We start from the raw sequence: 13,538 nt of genomic DNA, 5'->3' as shown, positions 1-13,538 counted from the left end.
TACTTTATTTGGTATAATCAATGAGGAACTACAAAATAATAAGATTGTTTAAAATTATACGTTGAAAAGAAAAACTTTTTCAACATCCTGATTAAAGGTGCGCTATTAAGCGCACAGATGGGAGTACGTTGAAAAGAAAAACTTTTTCAACATCCTGATTAAAGGTGCGCTATTAAGCGCACAGATGGGAGTTTATTATTATGAAAAAAATTATAGCGGTTTTATTTGGTGGGTGCTCTACGGAGTATGAGGTTTCACTGCAATCTGCTTATGCGGTAATCACTCATATGAATACAGAGCTGTATGACATTATTATGATCGGTATTACAAAGGAGGGCAGCTGGTTTCGTTTTCAAGGGGATACCCAAAAGATATTAGATAATACCTGGTTCTTAGATGAATCCTGTGTTCCTGCCATGATTTCACCTAACCGGACCGATCATGGAATTATTGAATTTCAAGGGACGAAAACCTGTCTAACCCGAATCCATGGGGCATTCCCGGTACTTCACGGCAAAAATGGTGAAGACGGTACTGTCCAGGGTCTTATAGAACTGGCAGGAATCCCGTTAATTGGCTGCGATACCATAAGTTCTGCCTTATGCATGGACAAGGATTATGCCCATAAAATAGTATCTCTTGCGGGTATTAAAACCCCTCTCTCCGTTGTTCTATATAAGGGGACAAAAACACCGGAACTCTTCGAACTGACTAAGACTTTGACCTATCCGGTATTTGTAAAACCTGTAAAATCCGGTTCCTCCTTTGGCATTACAAAAGTTGCGGATCAGGAACATTTAGCAGAAGCGGTATCTACGGCTTTTCTCCATGATAATAAAGTAGTTATAGAAGAAACCATTGAGGGGTTCGAAGTGGGTTGCGCGGTTTTAGGCAATGAGGAGCCTATTATTGGTGAAGTGGATGAAATTGAATTAACCCAGGGTTTTTTTGATTTCACAGAGAAATATACCTTAACGACTTCCCGTATCCATATGCCTGCAAGAATCAGGAAAGAAACGGAAGACCAAATAAAGGCTTCTGCCCTTATCATTTACAAAGCGCTAGGCTGCCGGGGTTTTGCGCGGGTTGATATGTTTTTAACTCCTAAGGAGGAAATCGTATTTAATGAAGTAAATACCATACCAGGGTTTACCGCTCACAGCAGATACCCCAATATGTTAAAAGGCATCGGTCTATCCTTTGAAGATATTCTGGACAGGCTGATTAAACTTTCACTTGGGGAATAAACATTGCTAATCTGGGAAATTAGGATTTATGGCTGTATGAATAGGTGTAAGGAGTGAATGAAAAAAAATGTAAGAAAGGAATGCCGGTATTATCAACGGCAACCACAGTTAATGTGATAAGGACGTTTTATATGAGAACATTAGATTTAAATACAGCCAGTATATACAGCGGTAATTTGATACTTGTTAACAGAGAGAATCCCATTTCCAAAAGAGATAATAATTATGGAGCTGCCTTAGTTTCTGTGAATTATAACTATCCGGATATTCTGCTGGATTATGTAGCTGCGAAGGAACTATCTCAAATATTAAATAGTTTGGATTGTAATAATGGGATTTTACCCGTCAGTGGTTTTCGTACCAGAGAAGAACAAAAACAGATTTACTCTTCTTCCCTTATTGATAACGGGAAGGAATTTACAGAGAAATATGTAGCACTTCCGGACCGCAGTGAACACCAAACCGGATTAGCCATTGACCTGGCAGAGAATAATGGGGAGTATGATTTTATCCGTCCTCATTTTCCATATACCGGAATCTGTATGGAGTTTCGCAAAAAAGCAATCCACTATGGTTTTATTGAGCGCTACCCAAAAGGTAAAGAAGCAATAACCGGTATTGCCCAGGAACCCTGGCATTTTAGATATGTCGGTTATCCTCATTCGGAAATCATGAATTTAAAGAACCTGTCGTTAGAGGAGTATATCCAGTATTTAAAAAACTTTCCTTATAACGGCAAGCATTTAAAATTCTTTAATAACGAATATACTTATGAGATTTTTTATATAAGCCTATTACAGCTTGAGAACCTGTCAATTGAATTGCCTCAGGATATTCCCTATCAGATATCGGGAAATAATATAGATGGATTTATAATTACGTTAAGAAAGATCAAATAAATTTCATTCTAATAAATATGCATATAATACTTTGATTAAAAAAATAAAAAAATTTGTATAGAAAGGAAGACATTGCAAATGTTCAAGGATGTCCATAATTGATTCTTTCAAAGGTTGAAAGAATATTTACTTTTTTGAAAGATGATATAATTGATTCTTTCAAAGGTTGAAAGAAAATTTACTTTTTTGAAAGATTGAAAATAATTGATTCTTTCAACCGGTTATTTTAGGGCAGTATTGCGTATGAACTAGCGATATACAATGGGTGGAAACATGAATAAAAACGACAATGCCCTTACCGGGCAGAAAATTATTGGCAGTAAAAATTATGACGGGCTGGATTTTTTTCGGATAATTGCAGCTTTTCTGATTGTGGCGATACATACCTCTCCCTTAATGACCTTTAATCCCACCGCAGATTTTATAGTAACAAGGATAATTGCAAGAATTGCAGTACCGTTCTTTTTTATGGTAACAGGTTTCTTTCTTTTGTCTGGTTTTATGAAAAAAGGGGATATGGCTCCCATAAAAAAATTTCTTATCAAAACCGCTAATTTGTACGGTATTGCAATTTTAATCTACCTCCCTATTAACCTATATGCCGGATACTTTAATCAAAAAGGTGTCGCCACAGTTATTAAGGATCTTCTGGTGAATGGTACTTTTTATCATCTGTGGTATCTTCCGGCGGTAATTCTAGGTGTGATTGTAACCGTAACGCTAACGAAGTACTTCAAAGAACAAACTGTTATTATCCTTTCCATCGTTCTTTACATTTTGGGATTATTAGGAGATAGTTATTATGGTCTAACGGCAGAGGTGCCTTGGTTAAAAACCATTTACGATACTCTCTTCAAACTCTTTGATTACACCAGAAACGGCATATTCTATGCTCCTGTCTTTCTGATAATGGGAGCTTTCCTTGGAAGTAAACGGCAGGAGTTAACCTTGACACAAAGTATAAAGGGCTTATTGTTTTTTAGTATACTTCTATTAGCAGAAGGCTTGACTTTGCATCATTATGGTTATCAGCGGCATGACAGCATGTATATATTTTTGATTCCATGTATGTACTATTTGTTCCAGAGTCTTTTATCCTTTCGAGGCAGCCGCTATCAATATCTTCGCACTTTATCCATGGTTGTATATATCATACATCCACTCGCAATTATTATAGTTAGAGGGGCAGCCAAAGTGTTTGGGATAGAGAGCTTCTTCATTTATAACAGTCTGCTTCACTACCTTGCAGTTTGTATCCTCTCTCTCTTGTTTGGTCTTAGTTACGTTTTCGTCATCCGCTATTTTAAGAAAATGAGATTGGGAATAAAGGAGACTCCGGATACCAAAGGCCGTGCCTGGATTGAAATTAACTTGGAAAATCTGCGGGGGAATACAGAAGCGTTGCAAGCAGTATTGCCAAAGGACTGTACTCTTATGGCTGTGGTTAAGGCCAATGCTTACGGTCATGGAGATATTCATATTGCGAAAGAATTAAACCGCATTGGCATTCATTCCTTTGCCGTTGCTACTCTTACAGAAGGTGTCAACTTGCGAAGAAACGGTGTAAAAGGAGAAATCCTGATTTTTGGATATACCCATCCTCAGGACTTTAAATATCTGGTCAAATATGATTTAATCCAGACAGTGGTTGACTATGATTATGCACAGACCTTAAACCGCTTTGGCCAGACTATTAAGGTTCATATTAAAATTGATACCGGTATGCATCGTCTGGGGGAAAATTATACGAATCTTACTAATCTGGAAGGTATCTTTCAGCTTGCTAACCTAATGATTGAAGGCACTTATACCCACTTAAGCGTATCCGATGGGAGGACTTTAGAGGATATAGAATTTACCAAAGGACAGATCAATCATTTTTATAAAACCGTCCGCAGACTAAATGACTTAGGATATGATCCTGGAAAACTCCATATTCAAAGCAGCTATGGTGTATTGAATTATCCAGAGCTTCACTGTGACTACGCCAGAGTTGGTATTGCACTTTATGGTGTATTAAGCTCTGATCAGGATACTACCAGAGTACTGGTTAATCTAAAACCAGTTCTGTCCGTGAAAGCACGAATTGTAATGACCAAAATCCTTGATAAGGGAGAAGCCGTCAGCTATGGACGGACCTTTACCGCCAGGGAGGACCGGAATATTGCTGTGGTAACCATAGGATATGCCGATGGAATTCCAAGAAATATGGAAGAAGGGCAGGTTTTAGTAAAAGGCTTTAAAGCCCCCATTATCGGCCGGATCTGTATGGATCAGCTTATGATTGATATAACTGATATTCCGCAAATTGAACCAGATGATATTGTAACGGTTATCGGCAGGGAAGGCAGTGCTTTCATCGGTGCGGAGGAAGTGGCAGAAAAATCCGGTACAATAACAAATGAACTGCTTACAAGGCTGGGCAACCGTTTAAATAGAATTTATATAGAATAATTATCCTGAACCCTTATTACGTAAACTTGATAAGGATTTAGGAACTGGATTCAGGGGACTTCTTCCGTTATAGAATTTAGGAACTCAGACCGCCGTTTTAGAATACAAGAATTTAAACCACTGTTTTAATGATTACTTGGTAAACTCAGTTACTGGCAGAAGACAGATTGAGTTTATCAAGTTTTTTTTTATTATACAGACGAGGAAAGATTTCTGAATTTTACTCGTCTGTATAATAAAAAAGACTCCGTGCAGGAGACGCATTCGCTTTAAGAGGAAGTTGTCACTAGTTTGACAGCGCGTCAGCGCTAGAGTCTGGCGAGCCAGACTCTTTGTTCTGAATTGCAGTTCGTACGCTGTCCCCTACCAGAGCTGCTAAGAGATTTTTTCTACTAAGCTTCATACATTTTTCATGGCAACGGAAAGCATTAATTTAATACGGTTTAGCTGATTTACATGAGATATACCAGGATCGTAATCGATAGGCATAATATTCGCCATGGGATACTTTTCTTTCAGCGGCTTAAACATTCCTCTGCCGGTGATGTGGTTTGGCAGACAGGCTAGAGGCTGGACACAAAGTATATTATTAATGCCGCTTTCGATGCATTCAATCATTTCAGCCGTTATAAGCCAGCCCTCACCGGTCTGGTTGCCTAGTGATAGTACGGAAGATGCCATAGCCGCCAGTTTATTAATTGGGGTTGGGGGTGAAAACCGCTTACTTTTTGCCAGTTCCTCCTTCATAACCTTTCGGTAATGGTCCAGATACACCATACTGAAATCACATACATTTTTCTTCATACGTTTGCCGCCCAGATATTTATACTTAAAATCAGAGTTATACAGGCAATAGAGCAGGAAATCCAGAAGATCCGGCAGTACCACTTCAGCCCCTCCTTCTTCCAGGGAGGATATGATTCCGTTATTGGCCATAGGATGGTATTTAGCAAGTATTTCACCTACGATAGCGACTTTTGGTTTCTTTATATCCTTAACCTCCAGCTGGTCAAATTCTTTGATAATGGTTCTAATATTCCGGTCAAACTCTTTTTTACTGCCATTCCTTACATTGATCTTAGCTGTTTCATTCCATTTCTGGTAAAGATTTTGTGCGGTACCAGGTACTACTTCATAGGGTCTTGTACCATATAGGACACGCATAAATAAATCTCCGTAAATAAGTGCCATAATGGATTTATTAAGAAATCCCAAAGTAACCTTAAAGCCTGGTTGTTCCCCAAGACCTACTGCATTTAAAGAAATTAAAGGTACCTGCTCAAAGCCTGCCTGCTTAAGACCCAGTTTTAAAAAGGCCATATAATTCGTTGCCCTGCATCCGCCGCCGGTTTGGGATATCAGGACAGAGGTATTGTCGGTATCGTATTTACCGGATTTTAATGCATGAACAATCTGTCCGATAATAAGGATTGCCGGATAACAGGCATCATTATTGACATATTTTAAGCCTTCATCTACGGCTGCCTGGTCAATGCCCGGTAAAATCTCCAGCTGGTAATCACTGGCTATGGCTGCCTCTTTGATTAATTCAAAATGCATCGGCGAAAGCTGAGGAACTAAAATCGTATGAGTCTTCCGCTTCTCCTTCGTAAAAACAGGTGTTGAATAGTTAATTTCTTCTTTTACCGGTTCATATTTCCTTCTCTCCCGTTCCTCCATGGCAGCTTTTAAGGAACGGATCCGGATTTTTGCAGCACCCAGGTTATTTCCTTCATCTATTTTTAACATCGTATAGATTTTCCCGTTAGCCCCAAGTATTTCAGCTATCTGATCTGAAGTAACGGAATCCAGACCACAGCCAAAGGAATTGAGCTGGATTAATTCAAGGTTTGGTTCCTCAGCGGTCTTTTGCGCCGCACGATATAATCTGGAGTTGTAGGTCCACTGATCCACTACTCTTAGTTTATTCTTAAGAGGTGCCAGGTGGTCGATACTATCCTCAGTCAGAACTGCCATGTCAAAGGAATTAATTAGACCTGGTATACCATGATTGACTTCCGGATCAATATGATACGGTTTTCCGCATAGAACAATTCCTTTTTTATTGTGTTTCTTAAGGAATTCTATTGCCTCTTCCCCTTTTTGCTTTAAGTCCTGTTTATAGTCCTCTAGCTCAGCTCTGGCTGCACTCACTGCCCTTTTTGCTTCTTCTGAGGTAACCTGGTACTCTGAAAATACCTCTGTAATTCGTTTCACCAGTTTCTTATCATCATTCATGGATAAAAAAGGGGCGATGAATTTAACTGGTCTTAACTGGTCAATATTATTTTTTATTACCTCTGTATAGGAGATAACAATTGGGCAGTTAAAATGATTATCTACATCCTCATATTCTTTCTTTTCGTATACAATAGAAGGATAAAAGATAGCCGGTATACCTCTCTCAATCAAGTTGATTATGTGTCCATGGCAAAGTTTTGCCGGATAGCACACCGATTCGGAAGGAATGGTACCCAGTCCTTTTTCATACATTTTTTTACCGGAAGGAGCTGATAACTCAACCCGAAAACCAAGTTCTGTCAAAAGAGTAAACCAAAAAGGATAATTATCAAACATGTTAAGAGCCCTTGGGATACCGATTACTCCTCTCCTGGCTTTTGAAAGACTTATGGGAGTATAGGCAAAGGTTTTATTATATTTATAGTCATATAGATTCGGCAGTTTATAGGAAGGTTCCGTCTTATCCTCCGTCAGTCCCAGTCCACGTTCACACCGGTTACCAGATATAAAAGCTTCTTTGTCAGAAAATCTATTTATCGTCAGGAGGCAATGATTCCCGCACTTATCACAGCGTTTTAAAGAGGTTTTAACTTGAAATCTTTGTAATTCGCTGTCCGATAGTATTTTTGATACCTGGCCTTCTAAAAGCTTATAACTTCCCGCTTCTTTTGCAATAAGCGCCGCACCGAAGGCCCCCATCAGCCCTGCTATATCCGGACGTACCACTTCTCTTCCGGAAATCAGCTCAAAACACCGCAAGAGAGCATCATTATGAAAGGTCCCCCCTTGGACAATCATTTTTTTGCCCATATCTTTTTCATCCCGGATTTTTATAACTTTAAATAGAGCATTCTTTATGACGGAATAAGACAGTCCGGCAGACAAATCCGCAATATCAGCCCCTTCCTTTTGTGCCTGTTTTACTTTTGAATTCATAAATACAGTACACTTTGTCCCAAGATCCACTGGACTTTTGGCAAACAACGCTTCGTATGCAAATTTGTCAACCGGAAGATTCAAAGATTTTGCAAATCCTTCGATAAAGGAACCGCAGCCGGAGGAACAGGCTTCATTTAGAAGAATACTGTCAATGGTACCGTTTTTAATACGAAGGCACTTCATATCCTGACCACCGATATCCAGAATGAAATCAACTCCCGGCAGAAAATATTCAGCGGCTTTATAATGGGCGATGGTTTCAATTTCACCCAAATCCATATGAAGAGCAGCTTTCATTAAACTTTCGCCATAGCCTGTTACCGTACTTTTAACGATTTTGACTCCAACTGGAAGTTTACTATACAAATCCTTTAGTATGAAAACGGCCTTTTTGACCGGGTCCCCTTCATTACTCCCATAGTAACTATAAAGCAGTTCCCCATCCTCGCCGATTAATACTGCTTTTGTTGTAGTGGAACCGGCGTCAATACCAAGATACGTATTACCGCTATAAGCAGCCAGTTCTGCTCTTTTCATGACAGCCTTATTATGCCGCTCTGTAAATTCTTTATATTCCTTCTGAGTATGAAAAAGGGGCTGCAACTTTCTGACATCTTCATCCTTAATATCGGTGATACCCTCTACCCTTTCAATCATGATTTTCAGGTTATACCGGGCAGACTCATTCAGATGTCCCTTCATGGTATTAATTTCTAACTTGCAATTATCTGTGATACGACTAACAGTCTTGGTATTGTGACCCGTTAAAAGAGCCGCACCGATAGCAGGATAAAGAATCCCATTCTCTGGTATAATTATTTCGTCCGCCTTTAGATTTAGGCTTATAATAAATCTTTCTCTCAGTTCTGATAAAAAATACAGAGGTCCACCTAAGAAGGCTACCTTACCCTGTATCGGTTTCCCACAGGCAAGACCACCTATGGTCTGATTGACTACTGCCTGTAAAATAGAGGCGGCAATATCTTCCTTACCGGCCCCGTCATTTAAAAGAGGCTGAATGTCAGTTTTGGCAAATACTCCACATCTGGAGGCAATGGGATAAATAACTTTATGTTTTTTCGCATATTCGTTTAAGCCGGCCGCATCGGTATTCAGCAGAACCGCCATCTGGTCAATGAAAGCACCGGTTCCTCCGGCACAACTGTTATTCATACGTTGTTCCGGTATCTCTTTTAAATAAGTAATTTTAGCATCTTCCCCGCCAAGTTCAATCACTACTTCCGTCTCTGGTGCCATGGTTTTTACTGCTTTGGTGCAGGCAATTACTTCCTGTTCAAAATTAAGGTTCAGCCAGTTGGCTACGGATAAACCACCTGAACCGGTAATGTTAATATCACAGGGGATATCCCCAAGTTTTTGGTAACAGGTGCTCATTGTATCAATGATCGTACTTTTTATATCTGATAAGTGTCTTTTGTAGTCACTGTAAATTAAACGGTTATCTGTATCCAGAACTGCTATTTTTACTGTTGTGGAACCAATATCCAAACCTATTTTGTAATTCATTCGATTCTGTTTCTCCTATACTTAATCCATTTATGAGTGATGCAAAACGGTGAATAAAACTTATGTCTATCCGCATATATGCTGTATCTCATACTTATTAATTATGTACAGGAAAAACCGAATCATTCAGTATAGGTAAAAGAATGTGCGTTGCATAATCAATGAAAAATTCGCAGCACTAAGAGCTGCGAACTTATAATTAATTATTTAATGACTGTACCTGATTGCTTTTTAGGCTTCTGATATAATAAAACATATATTGTTGTACTATCCCTGCAAAACCAGTATAGGGTTCCAGACTGAATTCATTCCGGTAGATATCTTTTAATATTCTGGCTATCCATACATCAATGGGAAATGCTTCAATATGATGCAGCCCATATAAGCTGACACAGTTGGCAACCTTAATACCCACACCGGATAAATTCATTAACTGAACCATTGCATCGTCGTAACTTAATTGTTTCAGACCCTCTAAATCAATCTCCCCATTTGTAACAGCCTGGGAGGTTTTTCGTATATACTCATCCCGATAGCCTAAACCCGCTTCTCTTAAATCCGGTCTATATGCAGCCGCCAGCTTTTTTGGTGTAGGGAAGGTATAATATTCTTTACCGCCGCATTCATAACTTATTCTGCGTTCCCCGTATTTATAGCAAAGCTGTTCAATACACTGTTTTATTGCCGGTATATTCTTACGTTGGGATATTATAAAACTAATCAGGGTTTCAAATATATCCTGTTTTAATATTCTAAGTCCATTGCCGTAACGGACCGCATTCTTTAAGAAATCATCACTGCCTTCTGAAAGGTTTGATACTATTTTGTTATAATTGTAATCCATATCGAAATATTCCTGCCAGATTTCCTGGAATTCCTCTTCACTACAGGTTAATCCAATGCGTTTTTCATCGATTTGGACAAGTTCTAAATATTTTCCAAAAGCAATTAAACTGTACCGGTTATCTCTTATCTCGTTCATCCGAAAGCATTGACCGGATTCTGCGATATGCTTTAAATTAAAATTATTGGATTGTAGAATCAATGTAGTATATCCTTTCTAATGCCTGTTTAAATAATGGCTTTATGACATCTTTTTTAATATGATGATTACGGGTAACCTATATTATGTTTATTTTGTATTGCATAAAACTCTATCAGTCTAACACCTAATTAACCTATGATATTAGATGATTGCAATTTAAAGATAACAGCCACCAAGCAATATCAGACTTTAAACTTTTTAACCATGCCTTCCAGCTCTTTGGATATTTCTTTTTCCGTGTCAATTAACTGTGTCATGTTATTTACCAGTCCATATACCATTTCTACCTTGGATAGGATACTGCTGCTGTTTAGGGCGGTGCTCTGTGAAGATACGGCAATATCTTGTATTGCCTCTGAAACCTCATGAATAATTTTATCTATATTGTTTGTCATACCGGATATTACACTTACCGTGGACTGGATGTCATACGCATCCTGACCGTATTGACCGGCAACCTGAACAAAGGTTTTATAATCTGGTGTAACCCGGTCTTTAATAAAGCTCAGGAGTTGGTTGGAATTATTAATCATGGTTTCAAATGCTTCCATAACCTTTGTATTGGTATGTTTAATCTCTTCAATTGCTCTGGTTGTCTGGGCCGCCAGACTTCCGATTTCTTTTGCGACTACTCCAAAACCTTTTCCGTGTTCCCCGGCTCTTGCGGCTTCTATGGAAGCATTCAGTGAAAGTAAATTGACCTGTTCTGCTATCTGGGAGATTACCTCTGCCATGTTTCCGACAGATTCTACTATTTTAGCATCCTCCATGCCTTTTCTTAATAAAACCTCATTGGAGGCTGCCAGTTTTGTGGCTTCTTCATAGGATACCTGGCTAAGTTTCTCCACCTCGTCAGCCCTTGATTTAATGGCAAGTGCCATTTCATTGCTTTTATAAGCTTCCTGACTTAAGATACTGATGGAAGAGTTGACTTCTTCCACCGAAGCGTTTATTTCTTCCGTAGTTGCACTGGAACTCATCATGGATTCATTAATATCATGAATGGATCCCTTAATCCTTTCAAAATTTGAGGAAAGTTCTCCCGAGGTCTGGGTCAGTTCTTCACTCGTCTGATTGATTTTTACGGAATCTTCCGAAATAGCGGTTATAACACTCCTGTTTTCCAAAAGCATTTTATTCAAGGCCAGACCAAGCTGTCCGATTTCATCTTTTGATTTAAAATGAATTTCTTCGGTGGTAAAGTCCCCATTTGATAGGCTTAAGGCAAATTGATTTGCCCGGTTAATTCCTTTTGTAATATTATTGACCAGCAGGATAATTACGGCGGCAGCGATTAAAATGGCAATCCCTGAAATGATAACCAATTTAATGAATAAAATATTAACCGGCTGATTTACTTCCCTTTCCGGTATCTGAATCATAACCTTCCAACCTAGTTTATCCACACTGCTATAGTATACCTCATACCTCCCATTTTCGGTTTTAAAACTACCCTTACCCTTATCAGTGGCCAACACCTTATTACCAAGTGCTGCTATGGATTTATTCTCGTTATCGGTAATTTTTTCATTTAGTACTTTTTCCGGATTTTCATTTGTAATGTATAAACCGTCCCCGGTAAGCAATACCGCACTTCCACCATCACCCACTTTAATAGCATGAATCAGCTCCTGAATAGAGGTGATATCAATATCCACGGTAATCACACCAATAAATTTATCGGAGTCATCAAACATAGGAACGGTACAAGAGGTCATGGTTGCCTTCAAGGTATCATCATAATAAAGGGTTGAAAACACTGGTTCTTTTGAGCCTGTCATAGCATTCTTATACCAGTCATAGGAAAAGTAATCATATTCTGCATTGCTGTAATCATAAGTAGTAACTGCTTTGTCTCCTTCTTTATATACATAGGGACCAATATATTTTTCGTTTTTATCATAGGTATATGGTTCGAACCAGATACCGCTCCCAAGAATTAAATCACTGTCAAATATCATATTATCAAGCATAGCTTCATACCCGGCAAGTTTTGTGGTACTATATGTAGTTTCAACGCTTCTTGCTATCTGGGAAGCCATGGTTTCGATTTTCTGGAGTTTCAGTTGGATACTGTTCACTTGTGCTTTTAATTCGGCATCCATATTCTGATTAATCTGGTTTTGTATAATATCCTTACTGCTTAAATAACCTACCAGGGTTAAAGTAACCATGGAACATAAGATTACGATTAATAAGATTACTAGCATTTTCGTACTGATTTTTTTGAATACCATACTGCATTCCTCCCTTTATACTTTTGGCAGAGTTATTTTGTCTTTTTATGTTTGTTTTTGTCTGCCTGAGTTAAAGAAATTATACTACGTATCTTTCTATTTGTCACTTAGACTTATGTAAACTTTTTGCTAAGAAACCTGCTTTTTATCAAATTCTGGTAAACTTAGTGAAGAAAACTAAGATATCCGTCTTCCCAATAATAATAAAACAAACCGGAAACGAAGTTAACCGCCACTTCGCTTCCGGTCCATAGATTTTTTGCTTAGACACCCTCTAAAATCCTTACAATATTTGTTAATGATTCTTGAAATTCTTGCTCTGAGGAATTTTTAAATATCAATAAATCATCTGACACCTTCGGGTCATCCAGTGCAGTTGGTATATTAAAATTACAACCCGCGATATATTCCTCCCAATGTGTCAGCTTCCAGGTGTCTCTGTCAGAATTTCTTGCAATCATTCTCTGTCTGCATACCTCCACCAAAGTTTCGACCCAGATTACTGCAAGAGTAGCATCTTTTTCTTTCAACTTACTTTTTAGTGAGTCGATATAGGCTTTATCCCTGATTTCCCTGGTAAATGGAGCATTGATCAGTACTATATCATCATAGTCCAGTGCCTCTAATGCCAATGCAACAATTGCCTCATATTCATAATTTCTTATATTCTCTTCAAAAAATTGAGAACTTCTGTTATATTCCTGTCCCGCAACCATAAAAATCTGTTTGGATAAACAGATTAAGGTATCCTTATCAAGATATACCACATGTTTTAACGCTTTGGCCAGCTGTTTGGATACATAGGTTTTGCCACAGGCAGGCGGAGAGGTTACCAGAATTAGCTTTTTCATCTACAATACCTCCAGATTTAACTTCATGACCCTATTCTACTAAAAGTGTGCAGATTAATCAAGAGACAATATACTATTTCACAATTAGGTCTTCTTCC

The 13,538-nt window shown here is 38.5% G+C and carries 7 protein-coding genes; 3 read left to right on the top strand and 4 right to left on the bottom strand.

What is annotated here, in order from left to right; translation table 11 throughout:
• Window positions 1–197: 197 nt before the first annotated feature.
• The 3 genes from vanG (at window position 198) to vanT (ending at window position 4,600) form a co-directional block, all read left to right on the top strand.
• The gene (vanG, locus tag QA584_RS13500; protein ID WP_278275171.1) at window positions 198–1,247 is read left to right on the top strand and encodes a D-alanine--D-serine ligase VanG; all 1,050 of its coding nucleotides are present in this window, start codon (window positions 198–200) and stop codon (window positions 1,245–1,247) included.
• Between the two features lie 53 nt (window positions 1,248–1,300).
• On the top strand, window positions 1,301–2,146 hold the full coding sequence (locus tag QA584_RS13495) for a D-alanyl-D-alanine carboxypeptidase family protein (RefSeq protein ID WP_278275019.1): 846 nt from the start codon (window positions 1,301–1,303) through the stop codon (window positions 2,144–2,146).
• A 273-nt stretch (window positions 2,147–2,419) separates the two neighbouring features.
• Window positions 2,420–4,600: a serine racemase VanT catalytic subunit gene (gene vanT, locus QA584_RS13490; protein ID WP_278275018.1), complete on the top strand. Its 2,181-nt coding sequence runs from the start codon at window positions 2,420–2,422 to the stop codon at window positions 4,598–4,600.
• A 399-nt stretch (window positions 4,601–4,999) separates the two neighbouring features.
• Here vanT and QA584_RS13485 read toward each other — a convergent pair whose 3' ends face one another.
• The 4 genes from QA584_RS13485 to QA584_RS13470 all read right to left on the bottom strand — a co-directional run bounded on the left by QA584_RS13485 (window position 5,000) and on the right by QA584_RS13470 (window position 13,440).
• Complete coding sequence (locus QA584_RS13485) at window positions 5,000–9,307, bottom strand: 2-hydroxyacyl-CoA dehydratase (RefSeq protein ID WP_278275017.1); 4,308 nt, start codon at window positions 9,305–9,307, stop codon at window positions 5,000–5,002.
• A 199-nt stretch (window positions 9,308–9,506) separates the two neighbouring features.
• Entirely contained in the window at window positions 9,507–10,352 is an 846-nt protein-coding gene (locus QA584_RS13480; RefSeq protein WP_278275016.1) for a DNA-3-methyladenine glycosylase family protein, read from the bottom strand.
• Window positions 10,353–10,534: 182 nt separating this feature from the next.
• Window positions 10,535–12,589 (bottom strand): methyl-accepting chemotaxis protein, encoded by a 2,055-nt coding sequence (locus tag QA584_RS13475; protein WP_278275015.1) that lies wholly within the window; start codon window positions 12,587–12,589, stop codon window positions 10,535–10,537.
• Window positions 12,590–12,852: 263 nt separating this feature from the next.
• On the bottom strand, window positions 12,853–13,440 hold the full coding sequence (locus tag QA584_RS13470; protein ID WP_278275014.1) for an AAA family ATPase: 588 nt from the start codon (window positions 13,438–13,440) through the stop codon (window positions 12,853–12,855).
• Window positions 13,441–13,538 lie beyond the last annotated feature (98 nt).

It is taken from the genome of Anaerocolumna sp. AGMB13025 (assembly GCF_029689925.1).
Taxonomy (GTDB): domain Bacteria; phylum Bacillota; class Clostridia; order Lachnospirales; family Lachnospiraceae; genus Anaerocolumna.
The sequence above is the reverse complement of the archived record's forward strand: the minus strand, read 5'-3'. Positions and strand labels throughout refer to the sequence as shown.